Annotated in this window: 17 protein-coding genes; 9 read left to right on the top strand and 8 right to left on the bottom strand. The window is 61.5% G+C overall.

Translation table 11 applies throughout. From position 1 onward, the window contains the following. Nucleotides 1-30 precede the first annotated feature (30 nt). Genes KHO31_RS37795 through KHO31_RS37760 form a run of 8 tightly spaced genes read left to right on the top strand, consistent with a single transcriptional unit; the run spans nt 31 to nt 7,126 of the window. Nucleotides 31-1,332, top strand: a complete 1,302-nt coding sequence (locus KHO31_RS37795) for an ABC transporter substrate-binding protein (protein WP_201124171.1) — start codon at nt 31-33, stop codon at nt 1,330-1,332. 20 nt (nt 1,333-1,352) lie between these two features. Beyond that, the gene (locus KHO31_RS37790) at nt 1,353-2,075 is read left to right on the top strand and encodes an ABC transporter ATP-binding protein (RefSeq protein ID WP_201108850.1); all 723 of its coding nucleotides are present in this window, start codon (nt 1,353-1,355) and stop codon (nt 2,073-2,075) included. A 2-nt stretch (nt 2,076-2,077) separates the two neighbouring features. After that, nucleotides 2,078-2,788: an ABC transporter ATP-binding protein gene (locus tag KHO31_RS37785; protein ID WP_201084291.1), complete on the top strand. Its 711-nt coding sequence runs from the start codon at nt 2,078-2,080 to the stop codon at nt 2,786-2,788. Further along, a complete protein-coding gene (locus KHO31_RS37780) occupies nt 2,785-3,651 on the top strand; it encodes a branched-chain amino acid ABC transporter permease (protein WP_201084290.1) in 867 nt (288 codons plus the stop codon). Before KHO31_RS37785 ends, KHO31_RS37780 begins: the two co-directional genes overlap by 4 nt. A gap of 21 nt (nt 3,652-3,672) precedes the next feature. Next, nucleotides 3,673-4,755, top strand: coding sequence for a branched-chain amino acid ABC transporter permease (locus KHO31_RS37775; protein WP_201084289.1), 1,083 nt, complete (start codon nt 3,673-3,675; stop codon nt 4,753-4,755). 8 nt (nt 4,756-4,763) lie between these two features. Next, entirely contained in the window at nt 4,764-5,627 is an 864-nt protein-coding gene (locus tag KHO31_RS37770; protein ID WP_236060806.1) for an intradiol ring-cleavage dioxygenase, read from the top strand. Between the two features lie 12 nt (nt 5,628-5,639). Then, a complete protein-coding gene (locus tag KHO31_RS37765; protein WP_201084287.1) occupies nt 5,640-5,993 on the top strand; it encodes a Rieske (2Fe-2S) protein in 354 nt (117 codons plus the stop codon). Nucleotides 5,994-6,004: 11 nt separating this feature from the next. Beyond that, nucleotides 6,005-7,126 (top strand): porin, encoded by a 1,122-nt coding sequence (locus tag KHO31_RS37760; RefSeq protein ID WP_201084286.1) that lies wholly within the window; start codon nt 6,005-6,007, stop codon nt 7,124-7,126. 45 nt (nt 7,127-7,171) lie between these two features. On the opposite strand, the gene KHO31_RS37755 is transcribed toward KHO31_RS37760, so the two are convergent. Both KHO31_RS37755 and KHO31_RS37750 read right to left on the bottom strand, forming a co-directional pair. Continuing rightward, on the bottom strand, nt 7,172-7,804 hold the full coding sequence (locus tag KHO31_RS37755) for a TetR/AcrR family transcriptional regulator (RefSeq protein ID WP_236060846.1): 633 nt from the start codon (nt 7,802-7,804) through the stop codon (nt 7,172-7,174). 111 nt (nt 7,805-7,915) lie between these two features. Further along, nucleotides 7,916-10,282: a DNA polymerase II gene (locus KHO31_RS37750; protein ID WP_201084284.1), complete on the bottom strand. Its 2,367-nt coding sequence runs from the start codon at nt 10,280-10,282 to the stop codon at nt 7,916-7,918. Nucleotides 10,283-10,502: 220 nt separating this feature from the next. Between KHO31_RS37750 and KHO31_RS37745 the strand changes: the two genes are divergently transcribed. Beyond that, nucleotides 10,503-10,928, top strand: coding sequence for a PRC-barrel domain-containing protein (locus KHO31_RS37745; protein WP_201084283.1), 426 nt, complete (start codon nt 10,503-10,505; stop codon nt 10,926-10,928). 39 nt (nt 10,929-10,967) lie between these two features. Here KHO31_RS37745 and KHO31_RS37740 read toward each other — a convergent pair whose 3' ends face one another. From KHO31_RS37740 to KHO31_RS37715, 6 genes are all read right to left on the bottom strand, one after another. Beyond that, nucleotides 10,968-11,978, bottom strand: coding sequence for a DUF2891 domain-containing protein (locus tag KHO31_RS37740; RefSeq protein ID WP_201084282.1), 1,011 nt, complete (start codon nt 11,976-11,978; stop codon nt 10,968-10,970). A 10-nt stretch (nt 11,979-11,988) separates the two neighbouring features. Next, on the bottom strand, nt 11,989-12,939 hold the full coding sequence (locus KHO31_RS37735; RefSeq protein WP_211625941.1) for a DUF979 domain-containing protein: 951 nt from the start codon (nt 12,937-12,939) through the stop codon (nt 11,989-11,991). After that, nucleotides 12,939-13,646, bottom strand: coding sequence for a DUF969 domain-containing protein (locus tag KHO31_RS37730; protein WP_201084281.1), 708 nt, complete (start codon nt 13,644-13,646; stop codon nt 12,939-12,941). Before KHO31_RS37730 ends, KHO31_RS37735 begins: the two co-directional genes overlap by 1 nt. A 301-nt stretch (nt 13,647-13,947) precedes the next feature. Continuing rightward, a complete protein-coding gene (locus KHO31_RS37725) occupies nt 13,948-15,270 on the bottom strand; it encodes an NAD(P)/FAD-dependent oxidoreductase (protein ID WP_201124169.1) in 1,323 nt (440 codons plus the stop codon). Next, complete coding sequence (locus tag KHO31_RS37720) at nt 15,270-16,562, bottom strand: NAD(P)/FAD-dependent oxidoreductase (RefSeq protein WP_201084279.1); 1,293 nt, start codon at nt 16,560-16,562, stop codon at nt 15,270-15,272. Before KHO31_RS37720 ends, KHO31_RS37725 begins: the two co-directional genes overlap by 1 nt. 73 nt (nt 16,563-16,635) lie before the next feature. Continuing rightward, a partial coding sequence (locus KHO31_RS37715) for a DUF3138 family protein (protein ID WP_201081291.1) occupies nt 16,636-16,746 on the bottom strand: 111 nt, incomplete at its 5' end.

The following is a 16,746-nucleotide window of genomic DNA, read 5'->3' as shown; positions in this document are numbered from 1 at the left end:
CCACTCATACAAAAAATTCAGGAGACAACCATGGACGCACATTCCTTCGATGCGAAGCGCCGCCGCTTCGTCACACTCGCCGCAGGCGGGGCGCTCGCCGCGTCAACGTCGGCGTTCTCGCCGCTTGTCTTCGCCGCGGGACCGCGCACGCTGAAAATCGGCTATGTATCACCGCAAACCGGACCGCTCGCGCCGTTCGGCGAAGCCGACCGCTTCACGATCCAGCAGATGCAGACGGCGCTGAAAAACGGCATCGTGATCGGCGGAAAAACGTACCCGGTGTCGATTGTCGTCAAGGACAGCCAGTCGAATCCGAATCGAGCCGGCGAAGTCGCCAACGATCTGATCCTGAAGGACAAGGTCGACATCATGCTCGTATCCGGCACGCCCGAGACTGCGAATCCGGTCAGCGATGCCTGTGAGCTGAACGAAATGCCATGTGTGTCGACGGTGGTGCCGTGGCAGCCGTGGTTCTTCGGCAGAAAGGGCGACCCGAAGAAGGGTTTCCGCTTCACCTATCACTTCTTCTGGGGACTGGAGGATGTGATCGCCGTCTTCACGGGCATGTGGCAGTCGGTGCAGACTAATCACAGCGTCGGTGGCCTGTTTCCTAACGATGGCGACGGTAACGCATGGGGCGACGCAAAACTCGGCTTTCCGCCGGTGCTCGCCCAAAAGGGCTTCACGCTGAAGGACCCGGGTCGTTTCCAGAGCATGACGCAGGACTTCTCCGCGCAGATTTCGTCGTTCAAGCAGGCGAATGCGCAGATTGTCACCGGTGTCGTGATTCCGCCCGACGCGAAGAACTTCCTCGTTCAGGCGCGTCAACAGGGCTTGAAGCCCAAGGTCATTTCGATCGGCAAAGCGTTGCTGTTTCCCACTTCGATCGAAGCGCTCGGCGATCTCGGCGACGGACTCTCCACGGAGGTGTGGTGGTCGCCGTCTCATCCGTTCAAGTCGTCGTTGACGGGACAAAGCGCGCGGCAAGTCGCGGATGACTACGAGCGCGTCACGTCGAAGCAATGGACGCAGCCGATCGGCTTTGCGCATGCATTGTTCGAAATCGCCGTCGATTCGTTAAAGCGTGCGAAAGATGTCGACTCGAATGAAGCGATCCGCGACGCGGTGGCATCGACGAAACTCGATACGTTGGTCGGCCATGTCGCGTGGGGCAGCGGGCCGGTGAAGAATGTCGCGAAGACACCGCTGGTCGGCGGGCAGTGGCGCAGTGCACAAGGATCAGGGCAGAAGCATCGCTTCGATCTGGCGATCGTCAATAACCAGCTCGCGCCGAGCGTGCCGCTGTCCGGCCCGCTCAAGTTGATCGCGTGAATGCATAGCGGAGAGCGGCGATGAACCCAGTGCTCAGACTCACCCGTGTCTCGAAGCGTTATGGCGCGTTGCAGGTGACCGACGATATCAGCTTCGCGGTCGAACGCGGCGAGACATACGGCATCCTCGGCCCGAACGGCGCCGGCAAAACCACGCTGTTCAACCTCGTCAGCGGCGACGTGCGGCCCGATCAGGGCAGCGTCGAATTCGACGGCGCGGACGTGAACCACTTGCCGCCGCATCGGCGTTGTGCGGCGGGAATCGGCCGCTCGTACCAGGTGCCGCGGCCGTTCGGGGGCATGACGGTATTCGAGAACCTGCTGGTCGGCGCGACCTTCGGCGGCGAACTGGCCGAGCATGCCGCGTACGACGTCTGCATCGATGTGCTCGAACGCACCGGTCTCAAAGCGCGCGCCAACCAGTTGGCCGGCACGCTGGGGCTGCTGGACCGCAAGCGTCTCGAACTGGCGCGCGCGTTGGCCACACAGCCGCAACTGCTGCTGCTCGACGAGATCGCCGGCGGCCTGACCGAACCCGAAACGCACGAACTCGTCGATGAGATTCGCAGGGTCAAGGAGCGCGGTGTGACGATCGTGTGGATCGAACACGTCGTGCATGCGCTGCTCGCGGTGGCCGACCGGCTGCTCGTCATCAACTTCGGTAAGCGTCTTGCTGAAGGCCTGCCTGCCGCCGTGATGGACGACCCGGAAGTGCGGCGCGTGTACCTTGGACTGGAGGCGTGATCATGTCGGCACTACTGGAGACACACGCGCTCAGCGCGTTTTACGGCGACTTCCAGGCGCTGTTCGGCATCGACGTGACGGTCGCGCCCGGCGAGGTGATCGCGTTGATCGGTTCGAACGGCGCGGGCAAGTCGACCTTTCTGAAATCGGTAGCGGGCCTGCTGCGCCCGCGTGCCGCCAGCCAGATCCTGTATCGCGGCGAGCCGATCGGCGGCGCGGCTGCGGCGAGCATCGTCGGGAAGGGCATTGCGCTGGTGCCGGAAGGGCGGCGTCTGTTCGCGAGCTTGTCCGTCGAAGAAAACCTGCTGCTCGGCGCCTTTTGCAAACGGCCGGGGCGCTGGAATCTGCAAAGCGTCTATGCGCTGTTTCCGGCATTGCGGGAGCGGCGTCATCACGCAGCTACTGCGTTGTCCGGCGGCCAGCAGCAGATGGTCGCGATTGGTCGCGCGCTGATGAGCAACCCCGATCTGCTGATGTGCGATGAACTTTCGCTGGGCCTTGCGCCAGTGATCGTACGTGAGATCTATGCGGCGTTGCCCGAGATTGTCGCGGACGGCATGAGCGCGATCGTCGTCGAGCAGGACGTGCAACTGGCGCGCCGCGTGTCGTCGCGTTTCTATTGCTTCCAGGAAGGGCGCGTGTCGCTGGCGGGTGTATCGGCCGACGTGTCGGACGAGGCGATCACGCAAGCGTATTTTGGAGTAGTCGCATGAATACGTTAATCAATATCGTCGTACAGGGCGTGCTGCTCGGCGCGCTGTATGGGCTCTTCGCCATGGGTCAGTCGCTGGTGTTCGGCGTCATGCGGCTCACCAACACCGCGCACGGCGATTTCATCGTGTTGCTGGTATTCGTGCTGTTCGCCCTGACGAACTACGCGCATCTGCCGCTCGCCGTATCGCTGGTGTTGTTGCTCGTGATCGCATTCGGCGCGGGTTATGGGGTCCAGTACGCGATTCTCAACCGGGTCAGCAGCCGCGATCCCTTGCCGTCGCTGATCGTTACGTTCGGCTTGTCGATCGTGATTCAGAACGTGCTGCAACAGGTGTTCTCCGCCGATCCTCGTTCGGTCGCAACGGGCAGTTTCGAGTCGCAGAGCATCACGCTCACGGGCGGCATCACGCTGGGCTATCTGCCGCTCATCACGCTGGTGGCGACCGTTGCGCTCGCCGTCGCGATGCAGTGGCTATTTGGCCGCACACCGCTTGGCCGCGCGTTTCGCGCGACCTCTGACGACCGCGAAATCGTGCAACTGATGGGTGTCTCGTATCGCCGTACCTATGCGCTGGCCATGGGCATCGCGTTCGTGCTGATCGCGGTCGCCGCTGCGCTGTATTCGATGCGCACCGCGGTTTCGCCGACCGATGGCCCGGCCTTGCTGCTGTATGCGTTTGAAGCGGTAATCATCGGCGGGATGGGGTCGTTCTGGGGCACTTTCGTCGGCGGCATGGTGCTGGGTATCGCGCAGCAGCTTGGTTTTTACTTCGATCCCGGCTGGGGTATCTGGCTTGGCCACGTGGTGTTTCTTGGCGTGCTGGTGGCCCGGCCGCAGGGCTTACTGCCCAAAACCGCATAGAGGCTCGACATGACGATGCATATGAACAGCCCCACAGGGGGCTTCGAAGTGCGGCGCGCGACCCGTGCGAGCCGCGTGGCGGTGATCGTGCTGCTGATCCTCGCGCTGGCGGTGGCGAGCGCGCCCTGGTGGGCCGGACGCGACGCGATGCGCGATTTCGTGCAGCTCGCGTCGTACCTGGTGTTCGCGTTGATGTGGAACCTGCTGGCGGGCTATGGCGGGATGGTGTCGATCGGCCAGCAGGCGTTCTTCGGAATCGGCGGCTACGGGATGCTGATTCTCGCGAACTATTGCGGCATCTCGCCGTTCGTTGCAGTGCCGATTGCGGCGGCGATAGCCACGGCCGTGGCGATTCCCGTATCGCTGGTGGCGTTCCGGCTGGAAGGCGGCTACTTCGCCATCGGCACCTGGGTGATTGCGGAAGTGTTCCGGCTGACGGTAGCAAACGTGTCGGCGCTCGGTGGCGGCTCCGGCACGAGTCTCACCGCGCTGCAGGACGTGCCGCGTGCGTTGCGCGAATCGCTGACGCTCTGGCTCGCGCTCGCTATCGTCGCGGCGGCGATCGGGCTGCTGTATCTGTTCCTGCGCTCCAAAGCCGGTCTCGCACTGACCGCGATGCGCGACAACGCCGTGGCGGCCAGCAGCCAGGGTGTCGATGTGAAGCGTGCGCGGCTGCTCGTCTATCTGGTGTCCGCGTGCGGCACGGCCTTGGCCGGCGGGCTGTATTTCGTCGGCAACCTGCGGATTTCGCCGGACGCGGCGTTCTCGGTGAACTGGACCGCGTTCGGTATTTTTATCGTGATGATCGGCGGTCTCGGTACGCTTGAAGGGCCGATTGTCGGCGCGCTGATCTTCTTCCTGCTGAACCAGTTCCTGTCCGATTTCGGCACCTGGTATCTGATCGGACTGGGTGCGCTGGCGATCGTGGTGACGATGTTCTTCCCGCAAGGACTGTGGGGCTTCGTGTCACGCCGCTACGGCCTGCAATTGTTCCCCGTGGGCCGGCGCGTCGTGTTTGCCGACGCCGACCCTTCACAACACGCATCGCAGCACGACGCGCCGACCGATTCAGTCGATGCGGCTTCTGCTCCCCACCGCGCATGAGGTCGACCATGAACGACGAAACTATCCACCCACTGACGCAGAACGTACTCCGAACTTTCGCCGGCTGCACCGACCCACGTCTTAAGCAGATCATGACTGCGCTGGTCAAACATCTGCATGCCTTTGCCAGCGAGGTCGAACTGACCGGTGACGAATGGCGCCGCGGTATCGAGTTCCTGACCGCGACCGGCAACAAATGCAGCGGCATCCGCCAGGAGTTCATTCTGCTGTCGGACACGCTAGGGCTGTCGATCATGGTCGATGCGATCAACCATGGGCGCGGGGGCGATACCACCGAGAGCAGCCTGCTCGGCCCGTTCTATCGCGAAGGCGCAAAGGATGAAGCTTTCGGCGCCAACATCGCGCGCACCGAAGGCGAGCCGACGCTGATTCACGGCCGGCTCGTCGACGAGCACGGCGCGCCGGTGGCCGGCGCCCTGATCGAGGTATGGGAAACGGCGAACAACGGCATGTACGAAGGCCAGGACCCCGATCAACCCGAGAGCAATCTGCGCGGCAAATTCCGTTCGGGGCCGAACGGCGAGTACGCGTTCAAAACCATCAAACCGACCAGCTATCCGATTCCGACCGACGGCCCGGTCGGACAGATGCTGATGGCGACCGGACGCCATCCGATGCGGCCCGCGCATGTCCACTTTCTGATCGAGGCGCCTGGCTACGCGACGCTCACGACCGCGCTGTATTCCGCCGGTGACCCGTATGTCGAATCTGACGCGGTGTTCGGTGCGAAGCCGTCGCTCGTCATTGATTACGTGCTGAACGATAGCGCGCAAGCCGCGAAGGAGTGGAAGTTGCCGAGCCCGTTCTTCGAAGTCCAGCGCGATTTCGTGCTGAGTCAAGCACGCGCGTGAGGAGGCCACGTCATGAACGCGGCAAGTCCCGAGCCTCGAGCCGGCTTTCTGTGCACGCTCGACGATATTCCCGATGGCGGCGCGCTGGAGATTGCCGCTGAGCAAGCCGGCGCACCGGGCACCGTCGTTTTGCGCCGCGGCGACGACGCGTGGGCCTATCGCAACGTGTGCCCGCACTTTTCAATTCCACTGAACTACGAGCCGAACACGTTCTGGGCCTACGACGCCGAATTGCTGATGTGCGCGCATCACAGCGCGATGTTCCGGTTCGAAGACGGCGTGTGCATCGACGGCCCATGCCAGGGCGCCGCACTTACGCGCGTTGCCATTCGTATCGAACAGCGAAACCTATTCAACAATGACTGAAGGAGACCGGCATGAAGAAGACGAAATCGAAACGCTTTTCGATAGCAGGCTGCACGGTCGCGTTGATGGCGCCGGGCTTGGCAGGCGCGCAAAGCAGCGTGACACTGCAAGGCGTGATCGATGCGGGTGTCACGTATGTCAACAACCAGCATGGGGGCGCCGCGACACTGTTCGACAGCGGCGTGTTGTCGCCGGATTTGCTGACCTTCAAAGGCAGCGAAGATCTGGGCGGCGGCAATAAGGCGATCTTCGAACTCACGTCGCAGTTCGATCTGGGCAGTGGCGCGACGATTCCGGGCGCGGGGCAGCTTTTCAACCGCACAGCCCTGGTCGGGCTGACCAATGACCGCTTCGGCTCGCTGACGTTCGGCAACCAGTACGACTTTATGTTCGAGACGCTGACGCTCGGACTGTATGACGGCGCGTTCCTGTTCGGCGGGATCTACGATTTTCGCCAGGGGCCGTTTACTGCGCTGGGCGTGCCGAATAATCCGACTGGCTCGTTCGATTTCGACCGGATGGCGGGCGCGACGCGTGTGCCGAACTCAGTCAAGTATCGCAGTCCGGATATCTCGGGTTTCACTTTCGGTGCGCTTTACGGTTTTGGTGGTGTGCCAGGTTCGTTCTCCGAAGACTCGACGATGAGTTTTGGCGCGAACTATGCGAACGGCCCTCTGGGTGTGGGAGCGGCGTACGTCGAAGTGAAGTATCCGCAATTGGGCAACGGTCACGACGGTATCCGTAACTTCGGCGTGGGCGCGCACTATAACTTCGGCAGCGTGCTGGCAATGCTGCTGTACACGAACACGAAAAATACCGCGAGCGGCGCGAAGATCGATGTCTACAAGGGCGGCGCGGCGTGGACGATCTCCGGGGCCTGGACCCTCGGGCTCGACTATGCATACATGAAAGGCAACGACGTGCTGCTGGACAACAAGGCGCAGCAAATCACCACGGCGTTGCAATACAGCTTCTCGAAGCGCACCACCGGTTACGTTGAAGCGATTTATCAGCGTGCGGGCGGCGACGCGGCAGTGACGCAAGCGTGGATCAACGGCTTGTTACAACCGGACGGCGCGGCGAGCAACCGGTCGCAGACGCTCGCGCGCATCGGCTTGCGCACCAGCTTCTGAGGCCGGGAATGCCAGTGACGACGGGGACGAACGGCCACACCCTTTTCAACGGTCTTTGTCGTCCTTTTTGGCGCTGCGCGGGGCGCGTGCGGCACGCGGTTTCTTCTTGAGGTCGGGAGAAGAGGCCCATTGGCTGTCGTCAAGCAGACGGTCGAACAAACGCCCACGCTCTCGTTCGGAAAGCGGGCAGAGTCCAAGCAAGGCGGTAAATACAAGGCCTCTGGCTGCTGCCCAGCGCAACAGGGCGAGATCCGGGTCGGCGGCCTCGGCCTTGATGTGTTTGACCTTTACCGTGCTGGCTTCGAGGGTAGAGGACAGAAGCGTGGGATCCTCAACGAGCGCGGCGAGGACCGCGACGCCGCCTGGCTGGGGCGATCTGGTCGCTTCGCGCATGGTCGCGATTTCCGCCGCCAGATTGGGTTCGGAGGTTGTTTCGCCGATTTTGGCCAGGTAGTTCTTCGAGAAGCTCTGGAAGCGTTCGATGTCGTGCTCGAGCAGCGCTTTCAGCACCTCTGTTTTCGTGCGGAACTGATGCATCAGTCCACCCTTGCTGATACCGCTTTCTCGTGCGATCGCATCGAACGTGAGCTGCCCCGGACCATCACGAGAAATGATCGTCAGGGCCGCCTGAAGCGCCGCCTGGCGGGAGCGTTCCGAACGAGTGGGATTATCCATAATGTCTCTAGAGAGTGGGTGCGAGTTTCTGCAGCCGGAAAATGTACCGTGAGCGACGGTTGTTACTCAAGCAAAATCGCCTGGCGATGTTTGCCGAGCTTGCCAAAGTTGCTTTCAGAACAACTGCTTCTGCCCGGACACCAAAGTCGTAAAGTCGTCGCGCAATAACGGCAGGATTGCATCGGCGACCGGCTGCAACTGCCGTGTCAGATAGTGTTCGTAGTCGATCGCCGAGCGTAACGTCTCGAGCGGCTCCGGACCGGCGGTCGTCATCACGTAGCTGATCCAGCCGCCGTTCTGGTATTGCAACGGGCGTCCCTGTTGCCGGTTGAACTCGTCGGCCACACGCGCCGCGCGCACATGCGGCGGCACGTTGCGCTCGTATTCGCCGAGCGGCCTGCGCAGCCGCTTGCGATACACGAGCTGTTCGTCCAGTTTCCCTTCGAGCGTATCGCGCACATAGTCGCGTACATAATCCTGATACGGCTGTTGCCTGAATATTCGCCCGTAAAGCGCCTGCTGAAACTGCTGGGCGAGCGGCGTCCAATCGGTCCGTACCGTTTCGAGCCCTTTGTAGACGATGTCCTCGCTGCCGTCCGGTAGAACGGTCAATCCTGCGTACCGTTTCTTGCTGCCTTCCTCGGCGCCGCGAATCGTCGGCATGAAAAAGCGCTTGTAGTGCCGCTCGAATTGCAGTTCGAGCGCACTGTCGAGCCCGAAACGCGCCTGCAGATTCTGCCGCCACCGCGCGTTGATATGCTCGACGAGCGCGCGGCCGATGCGGCTCGCGTCTTCCTCGTTATGCGCGTGCTTCAGCCACACGAAAGTCGAATCCGTATCGCCGTAAATGACTTCATAGCCTTGCGCCTCTATCAGCTCGCGCGTGGTGTGCATGATTTCATGGCCGCGCATGGTGATCGACGACGCGAGACGCGGGTCGAAGAAGCGGCAGACTGTGGATCCGAGTACGCCATAGAAGGCGTTCATGATGATCTTCAACGCCTGAGAAAGCGGCTTGTTGTGCTCGCGTTTGGCTGTTTCGCGCGCCTGCCACACCTGGCCGACGATCGACGGCAGGCAATGGCGGGTGCGCGAGAAGCGTGCACCGAGAAAGCCCGGCACCGATTTATCGTCGCCGGGATTCAGCATGCCTTCCACGAGACCCACCGGGTCGATCAGAAACGTGCGGATGATCGACGGATACAGGCTCTTGTAGTCGAGCACCAGCACGGAATCGTAGAGGCCTGGCCGTGAGTCCATCACAAAACCACCGGGGCTCGCGGCGCCGGGTACGTCACCGAGATTCGGCGCGACGTAGCCTTGCCGATGCATCCGCGGCATATACAGATGCGTAAACGCCGCGACCGATCCGCCGCTTCGATCAGCAGGCAAGCCGGTGACCGTCGCGCGCTCCAACAGAAACGGCAGCAACTCGGTCTTTGCAAAGATGCGCGTGACCAGCTCGCAATCTTTCAGGTTGTACTGCGCCAGGGCGGGCTTGTCCTCATCAAAGCGACGCTGGATTTCATCCATGCGCTGGTACGGATTGTCGATCGACTTGCCTTCGCCCAACACGGAACGCGCCACATACTCGAGGCTGAACGAGGGGAAACTCCACGTTGCGGAGCGCAACGCTTCGATACCGTCGATGATCAATCGTCCCGCGGCACCCGCGAAGAAATGGTTCTGTTTGTGACCGTGCTCGCGCCATTCCATTACCGTGCCGCCGCGGCCAAGTCGCAGCGGCACGCGATATTGTTCGGCGTGCTGTTGCAGCACACGCAGATCGAACTGCACGAGGTTCCAGCCGATGATCGCGTCGGGGTCGTGCCGCTCCAGCCACATGTTCAGTTTTTCGAGCAACTGTGCGCGGGTCTCGCAGTATTCGAGGTCGAAGTCGACACCGCTGGCGTCGCCGTTCGGTGGTCCCAGCATATAGACCTGACGCTGCCCGCAACCTTCGAGCGCGATGGAATAGAGCTCGGCGTGCGCGCTGGTTTCGATATCGAGCGACACCAGTTTTAACGGCGGACGGTAGTTCGTAGCCGGCTTCAATTCGCCGTTCAGAAGCGGGCCGCCATGCTGTGCAGCACCGCCGAACCATACCGGCGCGGTGATGAACCGCTCCATCATGTAGCGTTCGGGCGGGAAAATGTCGGCCTCGTAGACATCGACGCCGCCTTGCTTCAGACGTTTCTCGAAGCCGGTCAATTGCCGGTACTGCTGGCAGTAAAGCCCCATCACCGGCCGATGGTGGAAGTCGCACAGTTCGAGCGGGCGCAGATCGAGCGGCGCTTCGCGACGCAGGATCGTTTCGGCGCGCTCGCGGTGTTCGGCCGGAATGAATGCCACCGAAGGCTGAGGGCGCAGGCGGATGTGACGGGGCCCGCCGTCTGTTGCCAGCCAGAAATCCACTTCCGTGCCGGCGGGCGTATCCCGCCAATGTCGGGTCAAAATGAAACCCTGTTCAAGCTCAGTCAAACTTCCACCTCTAATCGGGCGTCATCGCCAAGCCTGATTTTACCGTTATGCGCTTTGGGCCGCGCCTCTCGCCTTTTTTCGCGGCAGCGATGCGTGTTGGGTTCGCTCGCATGGCGCGCCTGGATGCAGCCGCGCCGCGTAGTCTGTATGATCGTTTTGCAGCGATTCCTTCGGCGCGGAGCATGCGCCGGTCAAGTCTACTAAGAACGGAGTGAACCAGATGACGTTGAGCAAACTTGTTGTTGTGGTCGCGGTAGCTGCAACCAGCTTTGGCGCGCAGGCGCAAGTCGCCGGCACGCAACCTTTGAGCGTCACCGTCGAGCAGTCGAACGCGCTGCTGAGCGGCTGGAGTGTGAAGAAGAGCATTCTCGGCAAGGCCGTGTACAACGACCAGAACGAGAAAATCGGTTCGATCCGCGATCTGGTGGTTGCTCCCGATGGCTCGCTCTCCGCTGCCATCGTCTCCGCCGGCGGATTTCTGGGCGTGGCATCGCATGACGTAGCGGTGCCTGTCGCTGCGCTCGATATTCGTTCGGGGAATTTCTATCTGGCCGGTGCGACCAAGGATGCCTTGAAGGCGACGCCCGAGTTTCAGTACAACAAGGTTCAGGCGCCGCCGAAGCCTAAAAAGCTGACCGGCCAGTAATGCGCGGAGCCGGCAGAGCCTCGGGCTCTGCCGGCTGAATCACGCTTCCAACGCCAGCGTGGCGAACGTGCCCAGCCAGTGTTCGCCCATGTAGTCGCCGGCCACGTGCGGCAGCGCGCTCTGAAGATGACGTTCTGCCGAATCGAACAAGACTGTCCGGCGCACATCGCCGGCGGGCAGCGCGCGCGCCAGCGACCGCTGGCACCATGCGCGGCTCAGATTCAGGCCATCCAGGTGGGCGATCTTGCCGTCGGTGCGATCGGTCACGGTAACGGGTTCGAACAGCGTGGCGGGTTTCTTCGCGCCGAGATCCGGCAGAAAGCGCCTGAACCATTCGACGAATTGCGCGGGCGGCAAAATGCGCCGCATCAACTCCGCTTCCATCAGTGAAGGCGACAAAAACTCGTCGCCGGCGGGTTCCCATGCCTGGCAAGCGACATCGTTCAGAAACCAGCGCTCGGCCGTATTCATCACTAGCGCCTCAAGCGATTCACGCGAAGTTTGCCGCGCGAAATCGAGCGTGAGCGCAAGCGCAAATGCCATGTTGAAGTGCGTACCGACGCGCAACGGGTAGGTCGCTTTCGGCAGAAATTCCTCGAAGCGCTCGACAAAGGTCTTGGTAAGCGGCGCAAAGACCCTGGACCAGCGCACGGCCTCCGATAGTTTTAGCGAATGAAGCTGCGCGCTCAGCGCGAGCAGCCATGCCCACCCATACGGGCGTTCGAAACCGCGATTGTGCGGCAGGTCGAGATACGCAAGCTCACCGGCCACATTCGCTTCGGTGAAATGCTCGTCGACCACCGCGACGATGCGCGCTGCTTCAGGCAGATCGGGAAAACGGTCGAGCAGATGCAGGATCAGCCAGTATCCATGCACGCACGAATGCCAGTCGTAGCTGCCGTAAAAAATCGGATGCAAGGCGCGCGGGCCTTGTACGTCTTGCGGACCGGCGAGCGAGTGAGTCAGCTTGTTCGGGTACTCGCGGGTAAGGTGGGCGAGGGCGAGATTGGCGAATTTCGACGCGAATTCGGGCGTGAGTTGAACAGTCATCGGCGACTCCTCAGAAGGGGAATACGAACAGGTACAACAGTATGGTATTGACGATCAACAATAGTAAAGCGGTCGGCCATTGGGCCTTGATCACGCCGTTCTGGTCTTTCAGCTCCAGCAGCGCAGCCGGCACGATATTGAAGTTGGCGGCCATTGGAGTCATCAGCGTGCCGCAGAAGCCGCACAGCATGCCGATTGCACCGAGAATGGCCGGGTTGCCATGGAATTGATGCACGATCAATGGCAAGCCAATGCCTGCAGTCATCACCGGAAAGGCGGCGAATGCGTTACCCATGATCATCGTGAAGATCGCCATGCCGAACGTATAGGCTGCGACCACCGCAAAAGCGGAGTCGACTGGAATCCAGGTCTTCACGAGGTCCGACACCACATGGCCCACACCGGCGATCGCAAACAGCGCACCGAGCGCGGCCAGCATCTGCGGCAAAATGGCAGCCCAACCCACGGTATCCATGGTGTGCCGCGCGTCTTTCAACGCGTGCACCGGCGAGTCGCGCAACATGAACAGCGCCGCGCCGAAAGCGACCAGCGTACCTAGCACCAGCGAGATCAGCGTGACATTCTTCGGTTCAACGAACGGTACGTATTTAAGCGTCAAGGTACCGAGCAAGGTGATGACCGGAATCAGCAGCGCCGGTATGAAAAGCGTGTTGCCGAAGCGTCGTGCGTTTGCTTCGCGGCGCGTGGCGGCCGCTTCGCTATTGCTGCCTGATTTACCTTTGCCGAGCTTGCCCGAACCGGCGATCAAGGCGAGCGCGATGGCAAGGCAACCGGTCACGAAATGCGGTAGTTCTCCGCCGAACATGAAGGTGATCGCATAGATGCCCCAGAACAGAAAGTTGACGAGGCGGCGCGGATTCGAACGGTCTTGCAGATTGAAGAGCGCGAACGCGGCAAACATCAAACCGGCCAACACGTAGAGTGATTCGAGCTTGATCATCATTGTGCGATACCTCGTCCCTGTCCACGTTCCATTCCCAGCGTATTCATCTTGTGCGAGAGATTGCGGTCGAGCAGCATCAGGCGCACGACGTGAATCACGAGTGCCGCCACCGCCGTGGGAATCGCCCACACTGAAACGTGCAACGGCTCGACGATGATGCCGTTCTGTTCGAGAAAGCCTTTGATCAGCAGGATCGACTGGATCGCAATGAAAATATCTTCGCCGAAGAACACGGCAATGTTGTCGACCGCCGACGCATTCGCGCGAATCTGCTGGCGCACTGCATCAGGTAACTCGCCGTAGCGGTTCGCCGCGGCCGCCTCGGCCATCGGCGCGATCAGCGGGCGCACCATCTGCGCATGACCACCAAGCGACGTGAGCCCAAGCGCGGCGGTGATCTGGCGAATCACGAAATACAGCATCAGCACGCGGCCCGTGGTGGCGGCGTGCAAACGTGAAATCAGGTGCTTGGCCTGTTCCTTCAAGCCGTTGCGTTCGAGTAGCGCGATCACGGGCAACGTCAGCCAGATGAGGCCCATGTAGCGGTTATCCGCGAACGCTTTGCCGAATGCGCTGACGATCTCCACCGGTTGCAAGCCGCCGGCCACGCCCGTGGCGATCCCGGCGATCGTCACCACCAGTAGCGCATTAAAGCGCAATGCAAAGCCGAGTACGACGATCGGCACGCCAATCAAAACCCACATCCTGTTCTCCTGTGTCGCTGCTATGTCGTTGGATTGCTGCTGCACGCGCCGCTTCGGACGCTTGGCGAGAGCCGGTTGCACTGGGGAAGTGGCGGGTTGCGCCAGGTTGCAACGGCTAGCAGGCGACGAAATCTAACACGAGAATTTATCGATAAATAGTCGGTAAAATGCGTTTTTCGGGTAAACGCCAGGATGGCAGGCGGATGTGCCCGTGAGTCTGCAGAGTGGGGAATGAACGGGACGAGCGCGGGGGAAAGTCCCGGCGCACGGGCCGGGAGCGAGGGGAGACTAAAACACCGGCCTAAAACAACTCCAGAATCCGGTGATACATCATCCCGAGTTCAAGCGCCGGTCCACGCAATGCCGGGCCGCCCGGAAAGCGCGCATGCCGCAACTGCGCGAACAGATCGAAGGCGGCCGGCTCACCGGCCATGGCTTTTGCAATCACGCGACCGGCAATCCCGGTCAACGCCACACCGTGCCCCGAAAAGCCCTGCACGTAGAAATAGTTCGGATCGATCGAGCCAAAATCGGGCGCGCGATTGCGTGTCACGTCGACGAAACCGCCCCACGCATAATCGATTCGCACATCGCCGAGTTGCGGGAATACGCCGATCATGCGCTTGCGAATCTCTTCGCCGAGTTGCACGGGCGACGCACCGGTCGAACTTGCGCGTCCGCCGAACAGCACGCGGTGATCAGCCGACAAACGGAAGTAATCGAGGAAGAAGTTGTTGTCGCAAATCGCCTCGCGCCCTTTGATCAGCGCGTCCGCGCGAGCTTTACCGAGCGGCTCCGTGGCGACGATGTAAGACGCAATTGGCGCGATGCGCGCGGCCACCGGCGCGGGCAACACGTCGCCGATCGTGGCATTGCCGCACGCCGCGACGAAACGGCAACGCACTTCACCGCTAGCGGTACGCACGACAGGCCGCGCCCCACGCACGACTTCGATCACCGGTGAATGCGCGAACAGTTGCGCACCTTCACGACGTGCTGCGTCGGCGAGTCCGATGCAGTATTTGAGTGGATGCAGATGGCCGGAAAAGGGATCGTAGACGCCTGCCAGATAACGTTGCGAGGCCACGCGTGAACGCACTTCATCGGTATCGAGCCACGAAAGCTTCGTATAGCCCCAGCGTTGCGACGCCGATTCCATCCACGAACGCAAATCCGGCACACGTTTCGGCTTTGTCGCTACCGTCAGATAGCCGGAGGTGAAATCGCAATCGATGCCATAGCGTTCAATACGCTCACGCACCAAAGCCACACCTTCCACCGACATGGCCCATGCAGCGCGGGCGCCGTCGAGCCCGAGTTGCCGTTCGATGATCTCGTCTTTAGCGAAACCGACCAGCGTCTGTCCGCCGTTGCGACCCGATGCGCCCCAACCGGGACGATGCGCATCGAGCACCACCACCGACAACCCGCGCGCCCGGCATTCCAGCGCGACCGACAAACCCGAGAAGCCCGCGCCGATCACGCAGACGTCGGCCTCCAGCGTGCCGTCGAGTATCGGATCGTCAGCCTGCGGACGAGCGGCGCTTGCCTCGTAATAAGAGTTGGCGATCAGCGCATCGGCGCGGCGGTCGAGGGTATTAAAGCCAGGAGTCGGAGCATTCATCAAAGCAGGTCCTTCATTCGATACCAGGCCATCGCAAGGACGAGGGCAGGGGTGCGCAGTGTAGCGCCGCCCGGGAAGTCGCGGTGGCGAATCTTGCCGAACAGATCGAAGCGCGATGCCTGGCCGTCGATCGCTTCCGCAATCAGTTTGCCTGCAAGCCCTGTCGTGTTCACGCCGTGTCCCGAGAAGCCCTGCGCAAAATACATCGTAGGTGACAGCCGGCCGAAATGCGGTGCGCGATTCATCGTGATGTCGACGAAACCGCCCCACGCATAGTCGATTTTGACATCGTCGAGTTGCGGGAAGGTCTTCAGCATATCGCGGCGCATCGCTTCACCGAGATTGCGCGGCGCGAGCTTCGAATAGCTGACTTTGCCGCCCCACAGCAGGCGATTGTCCGGGGCGGGCCGGAAATAGTCCAGCACGAAGCGGCTATCGCATACCGCGGCTTTCGCCGGCATCAGCGCTTCGGCGCGATCGGGGTCGAGCGGCTCAGTGGCGATCACGTAGGTGCCGACCGGCATGATCTTGCTGGCGAGATCCGGCGCGAGCTGGCCGAGATAGGTATTGCAGGCGAGCACGACGAATTGCGCATTCACTCTGCCGAGCGCGGTTTCGGCCACATGCCGGCCATTTTCCACGCGCAACGCGGTGACGCAACTGTCTTCGAAAATCTGTACGCCGGCGGCGCGTGCTGCGCGTGCCAGACCGAGCGTGTAATTCAGCGGGTGCAGATGGCCGCTGTCGGCATCGAATAGACCGCCGAGGTAGCGCTGCGATTGAACATAGTCGCCGACGCCATCGGCGTCGACATAACTGTAGCGGTCATAGCCGAAGCGCCGTTGCGCTTCGTCACGCCATTTTTGCAGCGCATCCGTATCGCGCGGCTTGTTCGCCGCGGTCAGATAACCGATAGTCAGATCGCAATCGATCTGGTGCTTCGCGACGCGCTCCTTGACGATATCCAGGGTTTCGATCCCCATGTCCCAAACACGCTTCACGTCATCCGCGGGCATGAACTTCGCGAATGTGTCGATATCGCAGGCAAAACCGCCGATCAACTGGCCACCATTGCGGCCGCTCGCGGCCCATCCGACTTTCGACGCTTCGAGCACCGCCACCGAGTGGCCGCGTTCGGCGAGATTCAATGCAGTCGAGATGCCGGTGAGTCCCGCGCCGATCACGCAGACGTCGACATTGAGCGTCTCTTCGAGCGGGGGATGGCGCGTGGTGTCGTTGGCGGTTGCTGCGTAATACGAGGCAACGTGAGGCTGGTTTGAGAATCGGAGCATAGGCAGAGCATGCAGAAGAGGCCTTGGCGCGTGGCCCGCGGTAAAGCCGGGCCACGCGATGAGGCGGGTCGTTTTAGAACGAGTAGATGAGTTGCGTGCCGAGCAGGTCGTTGGACTTGCCATACGAACCGTCGTTCTTCAGGAACACCTGCTTGTTGGCCCAGTCGTGGCGATATTCCACCTT

Source organism: Paraburkholderia domus, from assembly GCF_905220705.1.
Classification (GTDB): Bacteria; Pseudomonadota; Gammaproteobacteria; order Burkholderiales; family Burkholderiaceae; genus Paraburkholderia; species Paraburkholderia domus.
Note: the sequence above shows the minus strand (reverse complement) of the source record. Positions and strands in the feature narration are given on the sequence as shown.

What these genes read in the sequence shown, in the direction of transcription:
- KHO31_RS37775 (WP_201084289.1), top strand. Translation starts at nt 3,673, where the DNA reads ATGAACAGCCCCACAGGGGGCTTCGAAGTGCGGCGCGCGACCCGTGCG.
- KHO31_RS37740 (WP_201084282.1), bottom strand. Translation starts at nt 11,978, where the DNA reads ATGACTGTTCAACTCACGCCCGAATTCGCGTCGAAATTCGCCAATCTC.
- KHO31_RS37730 (WP_201084281.1), bottom strand. Translation starts at nt 13,646, where the DNA reads ATGTGGGTTTTGATTGGCGTGCCGATCGTCGTACTCGGCTTTGCATTG.
- KHO31_RS37780 (WP_201084290.1), top strand. Translation starts at nt 2,785, where the DNA reads ATGAATACGTTAATCAATATCGTCGTACAGGGCGTGCTGCTCGGCGCG.
- KHO31_RS37760 (WP_201084286.1), top strand. Translation starts at nt 6,005, where the DNA reads ATGAAGAAGACGAAATCGAAACGCTTTTCGATAGCAGGCTGCACGGTC.
- KHO31_RS37790 (WP_201108850.1), top strand. Translation starts at nt 1,353, where the DNA reads ATGAACCCAGTGCTCAGACTCACCCGTGTCTCGAAGCGTTATGGCGCG.
- KHO31_RS37725 (WP_201124169.1), bottom strand. Translation starts at nt 15,270, where the DNA reads ATGAATGCTCCGACTCCTGGCTTTAATACCCTCGACCGCCGCGCCGAT.
- KHO31_RS37795 (WP_201124171.1), top strand. Translation starts at nt 31, where the DNA reads ATGGACGCACATTCCTTCGATGCGAAGCGCCGCCGCTTCGTCACACTC.
- KHO31_RS37785 (WP_201084291.1), top strand. Translation starts at nt 2,078, where the DNA reads ATGTCGGCACTACTGGAGACACACGCGCTCAGCGCGTTTTACGGCGAC.
- KHO31_RS37770 (WP_236060806.1), top strand. Translation starts at nt 4,764, where the DNA reads ATGAACGACGAAACTATCCACCCACTGACGCAGAACGTACTCCGAACT.
- KHO31_RS37720 (WP_201084279.1), bottom strand. Translation starts at nt 16,562, where the DNA reads ATGCTCCGATTCTCAAACCAGCCTCACGTTGCCTCGTATTACGCAGCA.
- KHO31_RS37745 (WP_201084283.1), top strand. Translation starts at nt 10,503, where the DNA reads ATGACGTTGAGCAAACTTGTTGTTGTGGTCGCGGTAGCTGCAACCAGC.
- KHO31_RS37765 (WP_201084287.1), top strand. Translation starts at nt 5,640, where the DNA reads ATGAACGCGGCAAGTCCCGAGCCTCGAGCCGGCTTTCTGTGCACGCTC.
- KHO31_RS37735 (WP_211625941.1), bottom strand. Translation starts at nt 12,939, where the DNA reads ATGATCAAGCTCGAATCACTCTACGTGTTGGCCGGTTTGATGTTTGCC.